This is a genomic window from Pseudoalteromonas xiamenensis (genome assembly GCF_030994125.1).
GTDB classification, from domain to species: domain Bacteria; phylum Pseudomonadota; class Gammaproteobacteria; order Enterobacterales; family Alteromonadaceae; genus Pseudoalteromonas; species Pseudoalteromonas xiamenensis_B.
This window is the reverse complement of sequence record NZ_CP099917.1, coordinates 59,075-76,595: the sequence shown is the minus strand read 5'-3', so window position 1 is coordinate 76,595 and position 17,521 is coordinate 59,075. Positions and strand designations below refer to the sequence as shown.

Annotated in this window: 16 protein-coding genes; 3 read left to right on the top strand and 13 right to left on the bottom strand. The window is 42.1% G+C overall.

Annotation, left to right across the window (positions count from 1 at the left end):
* Positions 1-12 precede the first annotated feature (12 nt).
* The gene (locus NI389_RS00335; protein WP_308361073.1) at positions 13-1,230 is read left to right on the top strand and encodes an aminotransferase class V-fold PLP-dependent enzyme; all 1,218 of its coding nucleotides are present in this window, start codon (positions 13-15) and stop codon (positions 1,228-1,230) included.
* A 1-nt stretch (position 1,231) separates the two neighbouring features.
* Positions 1,232-1,636, top strand: coding sequence for a SufE family protein (locus tag NI389_RS00330; RefSeq protein WP_308361072.1), 405 nt, complete (start codon positions 1,232-1,234; stop codon positions 1,634-1,636).
* 18 nt (positions 1,637-1,654) lie between these two features.
* Here NI389_RS00330 and tcdA read toward each other — a convergent pair whose 3' ends face one another.
* Genes tcdA through NI389_RS00295 form a run of 7 tightly spaced genes read right to left on the bottom strand, consistent with a single transcriptional unit; the run spans position 1,655 to position 8,813 of the window.
* Entirely contained in the window at positions 1,655-2,449 is a 795-nt protein-coding gene (gene tcdA / locus NI389_RS00325) for a tRNA cyclic N6-threonylcarbamoyladenosine(37) synthase TcdA (protein WP_308361071.1), read from the bottom strand.
* A 1-nt stretch (position 2,450) separates the two neighbouring features.
* Entirely contained in the window at positions 2,451-3,113 is a 663-nt protein-coding gene (locus tag NI389_RS00320; protein WP_308361070.1) for a TIGR01621 family pseudouridine synthase, read from the bottom strand.
* Complete coding sequence (kdsB, locus tag NI389_RS00315; protein ID WP_308361069.1) at positions 3,103-3,864, bottom strand: 3-deoxy-manno-octulosonate cytidylyltransferase; 762 nt, start codon at positions 3,862-3,864, stop codon at positions 3,103-3,105. The genes NI389_RS00320 and kdsB overlap by 11 nt, the downstream gene beginning before the upstream one ends.
* Positions 3,852-4,049: a Trm112 family protein gene (locus NI389_RS00310; RefSeq protein ID WP_308361068.1), complete on the bottom strand. Its 198-nt coding sequence runs from the start codon at positions 4,047-4,049 to the stop codon at positions 3,852-3,854. Before NI389_RS00310 ends, kdsB begins: the two co-directional genes overlap by 13 nt.
* On the bottom strand, positions 4,039-5,013 hold the full coding sequence (lpxK, locus tag NI389_RS00305) for a tetraacyldisaccharide 4'-kinase (RefSeq protein WP_308361067.1): 975 nt from the start codon (positions 5,011-5,013) through the stop codon (positions 4,039-4,041). The genes NI389_RS00310 and lpxK overlap by 11 nt, the downstream gene beginning before the upstream one ends.
* Positions 5,013-6,752, bottom strand: a complete 1,740-nt coding sequence (msbA, locus tag NI389_RS00300; protein ID WP_308361066.1) for a lipid A export permease/ATP-binding protein MsbA — start codon at positions 6,750-6,752, stop codon at positions 5,013-5,015. The genes lpxK and msbA overlap by 1 nt, the downstream gene beginning before the upstream one ends.
* Positions 6,753-6,812: 60 nt before the next feature.
* The gene (locus tag NI389_RS00295) at positions 6,813-8,813 is read right to left on the bottom strand and encodes a DNA internalization-related competence protein ComEC/Rec2 (RefSeq protein WP_308361065.1); all 2,001 of its coding nucleotides are present in this window, start codon (positions 8,811-8,813) and stop codon (positions 6,813-6,815) included.
* A 228-nt stretch (positions 8,814-9,041) separates the two neighbouring features.
* On the opposite strand from NI389_RS00295, the gene NI389_RS00290 reads away from it, so the two are divergent.
* On the top strand, positions 9,042-9,551 hold the full coding sequence (locus NI389_RS00290) for a DUF2062 domain-containing protein (protein WP_308361064.1): 510 nt from the start codon (positions 9,042-9,044) through the stop codon (positions 9,549-9,551).
* 145 nt (positions 9,552-9,696) lie between these two features.
* On the opposite strand, the gene NI389_RS00285 is transcribed toward NI389_RS00290, so the two are convergent.
* The 6 genes from NI389_RS00285 to pyrD form a co-directional block, all read right to left on the bottom strand.
* Entirely contained in the window at positions 9,697-11,436 is a 1,740-nt protein-coding gene (locus NI389_RS00285) for a DUF3466 family protein (protein ID WP_308361063.1), read from the bottom strand.
* Positions 11,437-11,444: 8 nt separating this feature from the next.
* A complete protein-coding gene (gene uup / locus NI389_RS00280; RefSeq protein WP_308361062.1) occupies positions 11,445-13,349 on the bottom strand; it encodes an ATP-binding cassette ATPase Uup in 1,905 nt (634 codons plus the stop codon).
* 1 nt (position 13,350) lies between these two features.
* Entirely contained in the window at positions 13,351-13,581 is a 231-nt protein-coding gene (locus tag NI389_RS00275) for a glutaredoxin family protein (protein WP_308361061.1), read from the bottom strand.
* Positions 13,574-15,685, bottom strand: a complete 2,112-nt coding sequence (gene rlmKL / locus NI389_RS00270; protein WP_308361060.1) for a bifunctional 23S rRNA (guanine(2069)-N(7))-methyltransferase RlmK/23S rRNA (guanine(2445)-N(2))-methyltransferase RlmL — start codon at positions 15,683-15,685, stop codon at positions 13,574-13,576. The genes NI389_RS00275 and rlmKL overlap by 8 nt, the downstream gene beginning before the upstream one ends.
* A gap of 123 nt (positions 15,686-15,808) precedes the next feature.
* Positions 15,809-16,339 carry a cell division protein ZapC domain-containing protein gene (locus tag NI389_RS00265; protein ID WP_308362590.1) on the bottom strand — a complete coding sequence of 177 codons (531 nt, stop codon included), beginning with the start codon at positions 16,337-16,339 and terminating at the stop codon, positions 15,809-15,811.
* Between the two features lie 121 nt (positions 16,340-16,460).
* On the bottom strand, positions 16,461-17,471 hold the full coding sequence (gene pyrD, locus NI389_RS00260; protein WP_308361059.1) for a quinone-dependent dihydroorotate dehydrogenase: 1,011 nt from the start codon (positions 17,469-17,471) through the stop codon (positions 16,461-16,463).
* Between the last annotated feature and the right edge of the window lie 50 nt (positions 17,472-17,521).

The following is a 17,521-nucleotide window of genomic DNA, read 5'->3' as shown; positions in this document are numbered from 1 at the left end:
GAGTTTTTCCTTATGTTTGACATACAAGCGATCCGTTCCGAATTTCCTATCTTGGAAAGTCAAGTTCATGGTAATCCGCTGGTGTACTTTGATAATGGAGCAACAACACAAAAGCCAAAAATGGTGATTGAAGCCGAGCGCCAATTTTATTTGCAGCACAATGCTAATGTTCACCGTGGTGCGCACTATTTAAGCGCCTGTGCAACTCGTCAATACGAAGAAACACGTTCCAAGCTGGCCGTTTACTTAGAAGTAGAAGCTAAGGAAATTGTGTGGACTAAGGGTGCGACGGAATCCTTAAATCTGATTGCTCATGGCCTACAAAACCATATTGAGAAAAATGAAATTATATTGCTCAGCGAGCTTGAACATCACGCGAATATCGTACCTTGGCAGCAATTAGCAAATAAAACAGGAGCAATTGTTAAGGCGATCCCTGTTGATTCACAGGGTATTATTTCTGTTGATGTTGCCGTCGAATATATTCAGCGCTATAAACCACGTATTTTCGCTATAGCCCATGCTTCCAATGGGCTTGGTAATATTCAACCCGTCGCGCAGCTCCTCGCTGAAGCTAAAAAGCACAACGCTATTTGTATTGTCGATGGTGCTCAAGCCTTTGCCCATTTAGCCCCAAAACCGCTTGAATTAGGTTGTGACTTCTATGTCGGTTCAGCGCACAAAGCGTTTGGGCCGACTGGGGTTGGTTTTTTGTATGGACGTTATGATTTACTAAATAAATTACTGCCTTACCAAACTGGCGGTGAGATGATAGACACCGTGACAATAGAACATACAACATTCAACGACGCTCCAAGTAAATTTGAGGCTGGCACCCCAAATATTGCTGGTGTGGTAGCGTTTGGTGCCGCGTTGAAATTTATGCAAGCGATAGACCGACGCGCTAGTCAAGAGCATGAACATACACTTCGCACTGCCCTCGTCGAAGAGCTTAGGCGAATTCCAAACATCGTTTTATTCGGAGATCATGAACACAATATCGGCACCGTTAGCTTTGTTGTTAATGGAGTACATCCGCTCGATATCGCCACGCTACTCGACCATCAAGGTATTGCCGTTAGAACAGGACATCATTGCAATCAGCCGCTTATGCATAAACTACAAATCAGTGGCACCATAAGAGTCAGTTTCTCGATGTACAATACTTTAGACGAAATAGCCCTTTTCATTACTGCGTTAAACGAATCACTCGATTTACTAAAAGATTAACATGAATACAATAAACAACCTCATCGACGCACTACGAAGCCAACAAGGTTGGCAAGCAAAATACAGACAGATTATGTTATTAGGAAAGCAGCTTCCAACATTACCGGAGATGTTGAAAACTGACGATGTACTAGTAAAAGGTTGTGAAAGTAAGGTGTGGCTTCACTTAGCGTGGGATGACCATTCCGGTTGTTTAGTGGCTGTTGGCGACTCGGATACACGTATAGTGAAAGGACTTCTGGCAATTATTCTCGCATTTTACAATGGCAAACGATGTGATGAGGTTAACCAAATGAACGTCGTTTCACTATTTGAAGAACTCGAACTTATACAGCATTTAAGCCCATCTCGAGGCAATGGCATACACGCCATTAATGAGCAAATTAAAACGTTCACGTCAGCCTAACTGACGCGAACACACCGATTACCTTTCTATACGTGCACGTTTGTCTAAGTATTTTTTAATGGCTTTTGCCGCGGCAAAAAAACCGAACGTGCCCGTTACCATTGTTGCAGAACCAAACCCCGTTGCACAATCCATATTTTTGCTGCCATCAGCCTGTTGCTTCATTTGACAGACCTCTCCTGAGGCTGTTGGATAAACAAGTTGCTCCGTCGAAAATACGCAATCGACATCAAATTTACGTTTAGGGTTATTACTAAAATTGTACTGTTTTCTTAACAAGTAGCGCACTTTAGCCAAAAGAGGGTCATGCGTAGTCTTCGCTACATCCCCATATTGAATTTGACTAGGATCGGTTTGCCCGCCAGCTCCACCCGTTGTGATGACGGGAATTTTATGTCTTTTGCAATGTGCAATTAATGCCGTTTTCTCTTTAACCGCATCAATGCAATCAATTACATAATCGAAGTCTTGAATGAGTTCTCTGTAATTGTCTAGCGTCAAAAAGTCATCGATCACTTCGACCAACACTTCAGGATTGATTAACTCACAACGAGCTTTCATCGCATCTACTTTCGCTTCGCCAATAGTTCCTGACGTCGCATGGATTTGTCGATTTGTGTTGGTTACACAGATATCATCAAGGTCGATTAACGTCACCTTACCAATACCCGTGCGAACGAGCGATTCAACAACCCAACTGCCAACACCACCAATCCCCACGACACAAAAATGAGCTTGTGCGAGCCATTGCAGTTGTTGAGTACCGTATAGTCTGCCAATACCACCAAATCTTAATTCTCTACTCTGACTCATATCACCACTCTAAATTAGTCGGTTGTTGCCAATCATTGAATACTTCACTCGACAGAAAACGCTTGAATAACTCCCCCTCTACTGGAGACGCTTTACAATCAATCGATATTCCATCCCATCTAAACTGGAGATTATATGCATGTAAATATGTACGATCGGCAAGTGAGCCTGCATACAACTCATCGCCGATAATGGGGGCACCTAAGCTTTTTAACGCCACCCTAAGTTGATGGGTTTTGCCTGAAAAGGGTTTGAGGATAACGGCTCTAATCCCAGGCTCAATCGTTTGAGAATAAAACCGAGTGACCGCAGGGTTTTCATTACTCTTTAATAATTTAAATGCACCTCGACGACTTTTTGCCATGTCACCTTTAACCCAACCTTGCTTTTTTTTAGGTTTAGCGTCAATTAACGCAAGATAGAATTTATCTATTTGACGCGACTCAAAAAGTGCGGTTAGTTTCGCTGCGGCTGCTTTGTGCTTGGCTAACACGATAAGACCTGAAGTAACTTTATCTAAGCGATGAACTGGGAAGAGCTTTACATTGAGCTGAGCCTCTAGCATCACGACAAACCCAGGGGAGTCTTCTGAATGAAAACTCACTCCAACTGGTTTGTATGCTATTAGGAAATCGTTGTGATCGAATATGACGTCAAACTGCATTACTTAAATAATCAATTACTTTCTGTAAATCTTCTGGCGTATCAACGCCTGCATGCACAGGAAAGTTCGCTTTTTGAACTTTAATGTCATAACCGTGATATAACACTCGTAATTGTTCGAGTGATTCAAGTATTTCTAACGGTGATACTGGCAGTGCTAAATATTCTTTAATAAACCCTGCACGATATGCATAAATACCCACATGGCGCTGAAACGCCCCAAGTTTCACCGCATTTTTATCCAGATTTAGCATCGAGTCACGCTGGAAAGGTATTGATGCTCTGGAAAAATAGAGGGCGTTATTTTTAGCGTTAGAAACCACTTTCACCGCGTTTGGGTTGAACACTTCATCGATATCATGGATATCAACACTCAGTGTTGCCATGGGTGCATCAGAGTCATGCAACAATTTTGCGACTTGCACAACGTTTTCCGAAGCAAGTAACGGCTCATCACCTTGCACATTAACCACGATTGTCTCTTTCTCGAGAGACAATAAATCCACTACTTCTGCTAGGCGTTCAGTGCCAGATTGGTGGCTATCTTTTGTCATCAAAACATTATGAGTGAATTTTTTAGCTGCATCAAACACTAGCGGGTGATCAGTGGCGATAAACACGTCCTTCGCACCTGACTTAAGTGCTGCTTCGTACACATATTGAAGCATGGGTTTACCTAATATGTCGGCAAGTGGTTTACCCGGTAATCGTGTAGACGCGTAACGAGCAGGAATAACGACTACGAATTCCACTTGTCGACCTCGTCTAGAGACAACTCGCGAGCTTCTGTTTCAAGTAGAACAGGGATATCGTCACGAATTGGATAAGCTAGTTTTGCCGCAGTGCTAATAAGTTCTTTATTTTCTTTATCGTAACGTAACTTACCTTTACACACTGGACAGGCGATAATTTCAAGTAATTTGGTATCAAACGCCATGGAGGATCCCTTTTCTTAATAAAATTGAATTTAATTCGTTCACTAATGCGTCATTTGCACAAGCGTCTACTTTGAGATAATACCAGTTATCTTGCGCAAATGAGCGACATTTAACGGCATCTTTCTCTGTCATTACAATATTCCCCGACCCAAGCTTGTCAAAATCTCTTTCAATAAAAGGATGGTGATCTTCAAAAAAATGAGTAGACAGTATTTGAGTCCCCAACTGCGCTAGGCTTTCAACAAATCGGTTAGGGTTACCAATTGCACTGACAACGTGAGCTTCGTCTATATAGCCCACCTTTACATTATCTTTTACACGAAAAAACCCAGCGTTTACTAGCGTGTAGTGGTACACGCTATTACCGCCATTTTCGATAACAAGATCGACCGTATCAAGCCTAGATTGACGTTCGCGTAGTGGTCCTGATGGCATCAACCATCCATTTCCAAACATTCTGTTTGCGTCCACAATACATAGTTCAACATCTCTGCCCATTTGGTAGTGCTGAAGCCCGTCGTCACTAATCACTACATCAATATTAAGGCCTGCGAGTTTTGAGAAAGCCGCATTACGGTCTGGCGAAATGACAATTGTGCAACCGAGTCTGTCAAACAGCAATTTTGGTTCATCCCCGACTTGCGCAGCTTTATCTTTTTCACTCAAGGTATACGGGTAATATGGTGCGTTTGAACCATAACCTCGACTTACAATCGCTACGTTTTTGCCTTGGCTTTGCAAATATTCAGTCAACCAAATCACAAAGGGTGTCTTACCATTACCACCAACGCTAATGTTACCCACCACGATAATAGGCACGTCATGCTTTACCACTTTCTTAATACCAAGCTGAAAACTCAGCTTACGTAACGTAGATACGGAATAAAACAACAGCGTCAGAGGACTCAATAGCCATGTGATCCAACTGGCCGGTTTATACCAACTTTGCTCTATTCGACTCATTAATGGATTCCAGATTGCATCTGACAAAGCGCGGTATACATACCACCTCGATCAAGCAATTCAGCATGAGAACCTTGTTCAATAATACGCCCTTTGTCCATCACGCAAATAAGATCTGCGTTTTCAATTGTTGAGAGCCTATGCGCAATGACAATAGAGGTTTTACCTACCATGAGACTATCTAGCGCTTTTTGGATTAAACGTTCTGATTCTGTATCTAGCGCTGATGTCGCCTCATCAAGAATAAGAATTGGTGCATCTTTTACTATCGCCCTTGCAATAGCAATTCGCTGGCGTTGCCCACCCGATAACATGACACCATTCTCACCAACAACCGTGTTCAACCCATCAGGTAAGTCTTGAACAAATTCCCATACGTGAGCTTGTTTAGCCACCTGAACGAGTTCGTCTTTCGTCAGCGGCGATTTAGCACCATACATTATGTTGTTGGCAATTGTGTCGTTAAACAACACCACTTGCTGCGAAACCAGTGCAAATTGTGCCCTTAAAGACTTCAGCTGATACTCCGACAGCTCAATTCCATCTAGTTTTATCGTACCTGCTTGGTAGTCGTAAAATCGAGGGAGTAAATTAGATAACGTCGATTTCCCAGAACCAGAACGACCGACTAGGGCAACCGTTTTTCCTGATTGAATGTCTAAGGTTAAACCATGTAATACCGGTTCATCTTTTGTTGGATACGTAAACGTTAAAGAGTTAATTTCAATATTGCCTTGTACACGTTCTACGACTTGCTTCCCGACGTCTTTCTCTTGCTCAACATCCAACACTTCGAAAATACTTTCCGCTGCCGAAATTCCTCGCTGCAAATCACTGTTCACGTTAGCAAGCTGCTTTAAGGGCCTCAACATGAGCATCATAGAAGAAATAAGCGTAACAAACGTGCCAGACGTGACCGTCGCAAGCATCGAAGGCATCGCGATAATGGCTAAAATTACGGCCATCGAACCGGCTGCTAGAATCTGAATAACCGACACACTGAGCGCCTTTGTCGCGTCCATTTTTACACGTTGCTGACGATTGCGGTTATTCACCACATCGAAGTGGCTAATTTCTTTATCTTGCCCACCAAAACCATGGATAACTTTATGACCAGTCAGCATTTGTTCTGAACTACGGGTCACCTCACCCATTGCATCTTGGATATTTTTTGAAATCTTTCGAAAACGCTTAGATACGATGCTAACAATGATTGCAACTAGCGGTGTTACAATCACGAATATCAGAGAGAGCTTCCAAGACGCTTCGAACATTACGATAAGCAAAAATACGACGTAAGCCCCCTCTCGAATTAAAATCTGAAGCGCACGTGTGATGGCTTGCTGAACTTGCTCAGTATCGAAAGTGATTTTAGAGATAAGCTCACCTTTCGAATGCTTATCATGAAAACTCACAGGCATCGCGAGCATATGCTCAAATAACGACTGCCGTAACGTTTTCACAACTTGTGAGCCAACGTAGCTGAGGCAATAGGAAGCCATGTAGTTGAAAATACCGCGACCGATCACTAACGCCATAACAAAGTATGGTGCCAAACTCAGCACTTCAGAATTGCCAGCAGTGAGACCGTCATCAATAAAAGGCTTCATAAGACGAACGAATAACGCATCCATAGCCGAATAGCCCAACATGCCAATCACCGAAAAAATGGCGATAGCTTTGAACGGCTTTACATATAAAAGTAAGCGTTTATATATCTTAAGAGATGATTGCGTCATTGAATTGCCCAACTACTAAAACGACGCATATTGTAGCTTCCTACTAGCAAAAACAAAAATTTAATTGTCATAAAACCACCACGCGCGCACGTCTCGCGCTTTCTCAACTCGCATTTCATTTTCATAAAAGGTGATTTTTATATCTCCATCTAACGCCGTATCTAAAATAGTCGCACCGGCTTCTATGTACCGTGAGGTTACTTGAGGGTGCGGGATGCGCCATGGATTGTAAAACGCCCGAGAAAAGATGGCATATTTTGGTTTTAAATGATTAATGAAAGCATTTGAAGAGGACGTTTTCGAACCATGATGAGGTACTAACAAAACATCCATTTTGTCTAGTTGGTTACTTATCAATTGATTTTCTACTTCTTTTTCAATATCACCAGCGAGCAAAATTCGGTAGTTTTGATGTTCAACTAAAACAACACAGGAGTTGTTATTGTCACCTTTCATTTCTTGGGAACCACGTGGCCAAAGTGGAGTAACGTGGAGTCCGTTCTCTAACCGTACGGCGTTGTCAGGGCATAAAGGTGCCGCTAGCACACGATTACCCGATTGTATAGACTCACTCAAGGATGATTTCAGAAAAGCGTCCAGCCCACCAGTGTGATCTTTATCGTCATGGCTCAATATTAAATACTCAATGGATATGTTCTCTTTTTGGCTAAATGGAAGCAGCACCGAATCAACATAATTAAAACGTTCAAAATAGCTTGGACCTAAATCATAAAGAATTCCTTGATTATTGCGTTCAAGCAACACCATTGTACCGTGTCCAACATCAAATACGACGAGGCTAAATAGCGGTTCTTCTTTAGTAAGAAACTGATGGATTGGAAACGCCAGCATAAGTAGGGCGAAACGACGTAACTTATCAAAGAACAATAGTAAAAGTGCTAAATAACAACTTACCACCGTTTGCCATCTTATTTGCATTACTTCAAGCCACTGCAAATGTTTCGGAATGGTTTCTAGCTTCGTAAACGCAAACTGAAGAACGAAGTCTAAAACGTCGAAAATAAATGGTTGAACATGGAGACAAGAAAGTACGACTTGTAATAACAAACAAGGAAAAAGGACAAAGCTCAAAAATGGGATGGCGACAAGGTTTACCCAAATCCCACTTACGCTAATACCCTGAAAGAAATAAGCTGATATAGGTGCGAGTAAAATAAAACACGCCACTTGAATAATTAATAGCAAGCAGAACCAATTCTTCAGCTGAAAGCGGCGAGCACACTTTAATACTCCAATTATGGCGACGCAGGCTAAATAAGAAAGGTAGAAACCATAATCAAACCATACTGAAGGGGAATACAATACGGTTAAGAACAATGCAAATAATAAGACTTGAAATGATAAGTAGTGGCGCCGCAGAACATAAGCACAAACCATACAACTCAACATGATAAATGCTCGGACTGATGAAACGGCACCACCACTTAAATACACGTATAGCAACGCCACTATTAACGAAAAAAGAGCCGCGAGTCTATTTAGATCTATTCGCTGTAACCTCTTAAACAGTATCGGAATTTGTAAGACTTTCGTCATCCAAAAACAAATGGTATACATGATCCCCACGTGCATACCTGAAATCGCTAACAAATGACTTATTCCATGCTCCTTAAACCGTGTGTTATCTTCCTTTGACATCATCGATTTATCACCCGTTAGTAGGACGTAATAGAGCCAGTCGTATCTAAACCCAACAAGTTGGTTTTTCCACCAAGATCGAAACCGTGTTCTTAGCGATGTTTTCTTTTTATCAGTATCTGAAATTGATAAGACCTTCCCTTTGAAAACGATGCCCTCCAGATACGCTTTTAAAGTGTTATCTCGCCCATAAAAATGACTGGTCGTTCTGAAAGGTTTTAACTTAACCGTCGCAGCGAGTCGTGTATTTTCGTCAATATGTATGCTTTTATTCGGGAAAGTTAAGTATCCGCGTTGGCATTGGTATGGGTATTCGTCTTGGCAGACTTTCGCTTGAGTATAGGAATTTGGCGTAGTCGAAATTATCCGTTCTATTTCAACTTTTACGTCAATTGGTTTCATGTCGAGAGAAAATGTCGTTGTTTGAGATTTTGTTACAATAAAAAAGACATATAAAATCCCTAAAATAAAACCTAACACTAAAGCGGAAATCGTCTTAAAATAGACCGCTAGGAAAAGTAAAGCGACAGTAGTGGTCCAAAAAAACCACGAGCCAAACCCAAACATTGTGCTCGCGCTGCCGTAAAGGAATCCCCAACATATCAGTTTTGAAGTAGATGGTTGCAAACTATGGCTAAAAAAACGATCCAACGCTTAATGCCCGATCACAGTAAAATTAAAGAACAAAAAGCGCTTAAGATTTTTGGATCTTTGTTGCATGATGCCAATTTGTGGCATTTGAATCGTCGCTCAGCTCGTGGCGCTTTCGCAGTAGGTCTCTTTTTCGCGTTCATCCCTGTTCCATTTCAAATGGTTTTAGCCGCTGCACTCGCTATTCCGTTACGAGTGAACTTACCGTTGTCAATTGCATTAGTTTGGCTTACTAACCCGCTTACGATGCCCCCTATTTTTTATGGCGCCTACCTCGTCGGAGTTGCCGTACTCGGCCATGAACAGCAACCGTTTCAATTTGAAGCAAGTTGGCAGTGGCTGACAGAAAGCATTTCCACCATCGGGCCTGCGTTTATTGTCGGATGTCTCGTTTGTGCGACGGTGTCATCGATTGTTGGTTACTTCGGCATCGATTACTTATGGCGTCGTTCTGTTAATAAAGCTTGGGCGGAGCGTACTAAGAAATAACGCTGAGAGTTTAGTCGATTTAAGACGATGAACACGTGAAATAATTGCATGACATAATTTCACGCTATACATCACAAGTTCTATATTTAAGGCGCTGAATTACAATAAAAAAAGCCCTATCGGGCTTTTTTTGAATAATTGCTTTTTAGGCTTTCATTTTGCGGCGTATATGAACCAGAGGCAGCATTAATAACGACAACCAGCCCCAACTTGCAGACTTACGTTCATATTGCTCCACTTCTGGTGCCAGGCACGTTTCTAATTCACCAGCAATTGGCGTTAGAACAACAGGAACGGCGATACTTTCGTATTCTATTTTCCCATCCACATCGGTCACCACTTCACCTTTGGTATTACGTTTCTCCACTGTCTTAGTGGCGATACCATAAATAATATTCCCATCAGTAATCTTGTTCGCTTCAGCGACCGTGTACTTAAAGTTTTCACCCGTAGCTGGGTCTTTACATGGTAATAGATTATTGATGTTGGTAATTTTTTCATCACCCATTTTGTAAATAAAGGCTTCTCGGCGACGATTTGACGTGTTTTTATCTACTTCTGCTTGGCCAACAATGTAGCCTGAGTTATTAATAGACTCTACTGCAACGTCTGAACCTAAGAAGAAACCTCCAATATCCGCTTCAACGTTGTTGTTAATATCAACGTAAAAACCAACAGTACTCGTTCCATTACCTTCGATACGACGGAATTGGTTACCAATTAAAACGTTATTTTCATTAATATCAACCGCTTTACCCGACTCAAAGTCATCATTTACTTTTGGAGCGGCAGTGAAACTGCCATCTTTAAAGTAACCAGCTACGATTTGACCTGATTTTTCATTGTCATTAGTACGTGGAGTACGAATAGGCGAAAAACCGGCGACAATACCATTTTTGTTTACTGCAAGACCGCCTGACACAAATGCATTGTCTTCGTCGTCAAACGGCGTTAAACCTAAACCTAAATCCGTTGCTTCTATTAGATTGAAATTTGCATCAAGTTTCCAAAGGAAAGCGTTAGCATTATAGAAGGTTTCAGAGCGTTGACGTGTCCAGCGACAAACCGCGATAGACTGTGACTCACCTTTACATTGGTCGTCATATAATTCTTGACCGTTTTTCGAGATCGATACCGAGCTTTGACCTGCGACTAAATAACTTCCGTCATCAAGATGTACTACGTCCATCGCTTTGGTATAACCACCAAGCGTTGCTTCTTTTGGATCTAACGTTACTTTCTCACCACTTGGTTTAATGATAATACCGCGCGAAAACCAAGGTGTTTCAAACTGGGTTAGCTGATCACCGTCCGAATTTGTGAACGTTGTTTTAGCAAATGGTGCCGAGCCCCACCCTGCAATTGTGCCGTCTTCAGCAACAGAGTTCAGGAAATTAGAGACAGAACGTGTTAGTCCATCATAATCGCTTGAGGCGGTATCAAAAAGTACTTGTTCTTGTACTTGTTGACCGTTAAAGGTAATCGCAAAACCGTCTACTAGCTTTTGAATTTCGCCATTCGAACCTTGCGCCGTGAGATAACGCATCATAAAAGAATGTGCATCAGCGTTCGTTGCTACTGCATTATTATTTTTTATGTCGTCTAGCGTGAAGGTAATGGTTTTATCAATTAACTCATACTCACGTTTTACTTGGTCATAAAATGATGTGAGGCTGGAATCTTCATAGTCAATGTATGATAAATCAATGGGTAAATTGAACACACCACGTGTTTGACCAATGGCAAAGCCACTCTCGTTTGCGTCTGCAACATAAGTGTGTTTAACACCTTCCATCGAAGGTAGCTCTGTTAACTGATAAGTTGCAGCAAAGGCTTGGCTGCAAAACGCTGCAGCAATACTTGCAGCGAGTGTCGTTCTTTTCATTTTAATCCTTACTGATTCTGTAATGCTTCGAGTTCTTCCCAGCGATTAAATGCGGTTTCGAGCTTCGACTCGAGATCAGCTAAATGGTTCAATGCCGCTTGAGTAGTTTCCGCATCTTGCTTAAAAAACTCAGGATCATTGACAAGCGCCTGTTGTGTTTCTAGCTCTACTTCGAGCGCTTCCACTTTACTTGGTAATGACTCTAATTCAAGTTTTAACTTATAACTTAACTTATTATTTGCCTTTTTCGGCGCAACAGCTTTAACAACTGTTTCATTTTGCACTGGCTTTTCATTTTCTTTTTGGATCGCAGCCTGTTGTCTAAGGTACGCTTCGCAATCGCTATAGCCGCCGACTATCTCCGTTACTTTTCCGTTACCTTCAAACGCCCACACCGCACTACAGGTGTTGTCTATGAACTCTCGGTCATGACTCACGATCAGCACGGTGCCTTGATATTGCTCAATAATTTCTTCCAAAAGCTCGAGCGTTTCAATATCCAAGTCGTTTGTGGGTTCGTCGAGTACAAGCACATTTGACGGCTTAACGAATAGTTTAGCCAGTAGGAGTCGGTTTTTTTCTCCGCCCGAGAGTGCTTTTACAGGCGTTCTAGCCCGAGCTGGCGGGAACAAGAAATCTTGTAAATAACCTAATACATGACGACTTCGTCCGCCCATCATGACTTCTTGTTTGCCTTCAGCAACGTTATCTTGAACTGTCGCTTCTTCGTCGAGCACTTGACGATATTGGTCAAAATAAGCAAATTCGAGGTTTACACCCTGCTTCACTTTACCGCTCTGTGGCTGTAATGAACCAAAGAGCAGTTTTAGCAACGTTGTTTTACCTACACCATTGGGACCAACAAGCCCGATACGATCGCCACGCATCACAATCGTTGAAAAGTCTTTAACAATGCTCTTTTCGCCAAACTCGTGTGAAATGTGCTGAGCTTCAAAAACCAACTTACCCGAACGTTCAGCATTTTCAATGTTGAAGTCGACTTTTCCGACTTGATCAACGCGCGATCGACGCTCTTGACGCAAAGACTTTAGCGCTCTTACGCGGCCTTCATTACGAGTACGACGCGCTTTAATGCCTTGTCGAATCCATGCCTCTTCTTCAGCAAGCTTTTTGTCAAAAAGCGCATTTTGTGTTTCTTCAACTTTGAGATCATGACTTTTCTGTTCAAGGTATTTTTCATAATTACCTGGGTAAGAAATAAGCTGGCCTCGGTCTAGGTCTAGAATACGTGTAGCAACGGCTCGAATAAACGCACGGTCATGCGAGATAAACACGATCCCACCTTTAAAATCTTTAAGCAATTGTTCAAGCCATACCACACTTTGCAAATCAAGATGGTTTGTTGGTTCGTCAAGTAACAACAGGTCAGGGTCACTAACCAGTGCCTTTGCCAAAGCGACCTTTCTTAACCATCCACCAGAAAGTGAGTTAAGTTCCAAGTTTGGTGTCAGTTCTAGCTGCGTTAAAACCAGTTTAATACGGCTTTCAAAACGCCAACCGTCCACCGCCTCGAGGTCTGCAGAGATCCGTTCAAAACGCTTTAGCAACTGTTCCGAATGATTACTCTGCATTTCGTCACTAAGGCGGTGATATTCAATCAGCAATTCCGCAACATCCGGTAGCCCTTGAGCGACATAATCAAAAACAGTACCCGATGCACCGCGCGGTGGATCCTGCTCTAAACGAGATACTTTCAAACCTTGTACACGGTTGATTTCACCGTCGTCTAGCAGCACTTGTCCATCTAACACTTTTAAAAGGGTTGATTTACCCGCACCGTTACGTCCGACGATACAAACACGCTCGCCACTACAGATCACCGCTTCAGCGTCGTCAAGCAGTGGATGTGTACCAAACGCGAGCTGCGCTTTGCTAATTCGAATTAAATCCATACTATGCTAAAAATTCTTCTACTTGTTGTTTATCAAAAGGCCAATACAGTTCTTTTCCGTTGTCCTGCCTTAGTAAAACAGGAATAGAAACCTGATACCGCTCCATTAATTCTGCATCATCAACTATGTCTTGAAGTTGTAATACCGATAAATCGACAACGTCGCTTATCAGGTCATGTGCCATTTCACATAAATGGCAACCTTCAGTATGATACAACGTCAGACTAAGCATGCGTGATCAACCAGCTATTATGTATCTGTTTGTTGCGCTTAAAATCGGGTGAAATGGTTTTATCTGAAATGCATTGTGCTTTTAAGCCCAGTCCCATCAAACCAAGTTCATCGATTTCAAAACCGCGCTTATTGTTCGAAAACAGTAGCGTGCCATTTGAGCTAAGAATTTTCTTAACCCATGAAAACAGCTGAATATGATCTCGCTGTACGTCAAACACGGCTTGCATCCGTTTCGAATTTGAGAACGTTGGCGGGTCTAAAAAGATGAGGTCGTACTGACCTTGTGCATGCTCTAGCCACTTTAAACAATCCGCCTGCTCGAAACGGTAACGTGGGCTTTTTAGGTTATTAAGTGCAAAGTTTTCTTCCGCCCACTTAAGGTAAGTTCGTGACATATCTACCGTCACAACAGACTTTGCCCCGCCGAGTGCTGCATGGACTGAAGCGCTTCCAGTATATGAAAACAGATTGAGGAATCGTTTGTCTTTTGCATTATCTTGGATGTAACGTCTTGCTAAGCGATGATCTAGAAATAACCCTGTATCCAAATAGTCAAATAAATTGACCTTAAACTTCGCGCCGAATTCGTTAACTTCCATTACGCGGTCTTGGCGGCTCAATACCTCGTACTGATTCTCCCCTTTTTGGCGTTTGCGTACTTTAACCGCCACATTCTCAGGCGCCACGTCGAGTGTTTGTGCAGTTAACGTAATAACGTCCTGCAAACGCTTTTCCGCGACTTTTTCATCTACATTTTTTGGTGCCGCATATTCGTAAATAACTGCATGTGATGGATAAACGTCCACCGCGACATTGTACTCAGGAATGTCTGCATCATAAGCACGGTACGCTTCAATGTTATTTTGTTTTACCCAAGATTTAAGACCTTGAAGGTTCTTCTTTAGACGATTAGCAAAAGCTGACGACGTCTCAAAATGTAGCGTATTAGCGCGATTCACTTGTGATACCTGGCGGGCATCAAGTTGATATAGATTGAAAAGTACGTCAAGTGGACCGTTTTTAAACTTATAGGTTTTAGCGCGAACTAGCTTTAGAAGATTAAAGAGGCTCTCGTCAGTACCAAGCAGTGCCACATGCCAATCTTGGAAACATTGTTTAAATGCACCACCTAAATTGCGATACAAATTAACAAGCTCAGCCATACCACCCAAACGCTCACCATAGGGTAAATTCGACACAACGTGGCCGGAGCGTTTCGCAACAGAAGTTAGTTTGTTCGCGTCTGCTACTTTAAATTGGATTTGACCTTCAAATCCTGCACGCGCTGCGTTTTGTTCTGCAACGCTCAAAACACGTTCGTCAATGTCATGGCCAATCAACCAAAGGTTTGGTGTAACCTGTGCATCGCGAAGCGCTTGTTTAATTTCTTTAAATTTTGCATCACGAAAACCAGGTAAATCTTGGAATGCAAATCGTTTTTGAAGTCCGGGAGCTATATTTTGAGCCATGGAAGCAGCTTCGATTAACAAAGTACCTGAACCACAACAAGGGTCAAAAAGTGGTTTTGTTGGGTCTTCCAGCCAACCACTGCGCTTAATCAACGCTGCTGCTAGATGTTCCCTGATTGGCGCTTGGCCCTGTTTTGTACGATAGCCTCTATCTGACAAACGTGGCCCTGAATAATCAACATAAAGCGCACAATCTGATTTATTTAATTTACCAACTACACGTACATTCGGGCTTGTTTTGTCGACGTTCGGACGTTGGCCATTTTTATCATTGAAGTAATCAACAATCGCGTCCTTTACAACCATGCCTGAAAACTGTGAGTTTTTCAGTAATGTGTTAGTACCGTTAAATTCGACTGCGAAACTTTGATTAGGACCAAACCACTCAGCCCATTCAATGTTCTTTGCGAGTTTATACAAGGCATCTTTATCTTTGACGTCATTACTTTGAGAAAGCATCATCATGATCCGCGTTGAAAAACGCGTACTCAAACAAATTTTCTGAGCGAGTAGACTGTCAGCTTCAAAACGAACTGAACCGATCGTTTGCTTTGTAATGGTCGCACCGAATGTTTGCAGTTCTTCTGCGAGTAACGTTTCGACGCCGATGGAGGTTAAAGCGATAAATTGCAACTTGTTAAACCCTAAAATTCAAATTCTTCGGGATTATATCACATGTTGTTTCAATTGAATTAGAGAACTACATATTAATACATTTGTGAGTAGTTACAGATGTACAAAAGTAATAAGCGTTTTTTAAGCTGTTTGTGCTGATTTTTGTATGGCCATTACTGGGTGGATTCGATTATTCAATACTCGGATGGCTTGAAACGGTTCAAGAATTAAATGTTCGTCGAGTCTAAATTCAGCTTGCAGGTTGATGCACAATGACGCTTCTGAACCGCATTCAACAATCAAAAACTCGCCTTGCTGACAGTCACTTTCGAGCACAACTACAGCGTCGTTAATCGCAGTAGCCCCCGAATAAGGCTTAAAAAACCAACTTTTAGGCTGCATGGGGAGTAAATAATGTTTCGCCGCGGTCGCGTTTAATGCTATTTGACAACACACAGCTTCATTCCACACAGCAAACTGTTGCAAATAATAGAAAACTTGATTGTAAAATTCTGCGTCTTGAAGACTAAAATTTGGATTTGCACGAGTATCTTCAGTGAGTAACCGAAGTTTGTAAGGTGTGATTAGTTCCATGTCAGGACCAAGATCCACATGCAATCGATTAGACTCTTCTGAGCGCTTCCATCGCCAGTCTTTAGATGCTTGCAAAATCTGCCCCCGTGCACAATTTTGAAAATTCAAATAGTGCACGAGAGTATAACGCGAAATATCGCGATGTGAAATTTTTTATAATAACAATTTGTTTAGGATCGTTTAGTTATATAGCTGATCCTTATAACGATTCGACGATCTCTTTCACTACTCTTGGGCCTTTATAGATAAAGCCAGTATAAACCTGAACTAGCGACGCACCCGCAGACAATTTTTCTTTTGCGGATCGAGCGTCATCGATCCCACCTACTCCAATGATCGGCAGCTTGCCTTCCGTGATCCGTTTGAGTTCTGAGACCACATGAGTGGATTTTTCGCGTACTGGATGGCCTGACAACCCACCCGCTTCGTCGGCAAATCGTAGTCCTTTTACGGCTTCACGCTCTAATGTCGTGTTTGTCGCGATAACTCCATCAATGCGATTTTTTAGCAACGATTCAGCTATTTGCGCAACTTGAACTGCGTCAATGTCTGGTGCAATCTTTACCAACATAGGAACATTTTTTTGATGCTTAGCCGTCAAGTCCATTTGCTCTGATTTTAAACTTTCTAGTAAGTCATCCAACGCTTCGCCATATTGTAAATCACGCAGGCCTGGTGTATTCGGAGAAGAGATATTTACGGTAATGTAGCTCGCGTGTTCAAACACTTTGCGCATACAGTGAATGTAATCATCCTTACCTTGCTCATTTGGCGTGTCTTTGTTCTTACCAATGTTAATACCTAAAATACCTTTGTATTTTGATGCTTTAACGTTGTTTATTAAATTGTCGACGCCTTTGTTGTTGAATCCCATGCGGTTGATAATTGCATCCGCTTCTGGAAGTCTAAAAATTCGAGGTTTATCGTTGCCCGCCTGTGGTCTTGGAGTAACCGTGCCTACTTCGATAAAACCAAAGCCCATTTGTGCGAATGCGTCGATGCATTCCGCGTTTTTATCTAAACCTGCTGCAAGCCCAACAGGGTTTTTCAATTCTAAACCTAAAAAGTTAACCGGCTTATCTGTTACCGTCTGAGACCAAGCAAGACTCAACGGTGTACCAGAGAAGCGGCGTAAATTATCTAAGGCGAATTCGTGTGCCCATTCGGCATCTTTACTAAACATGAATCGGCGCGCTAAATCATAAAACATGAAAACTCCTTAGTAACTAATCGCATCATTTCTTTTTGTTGAGTCAAAAC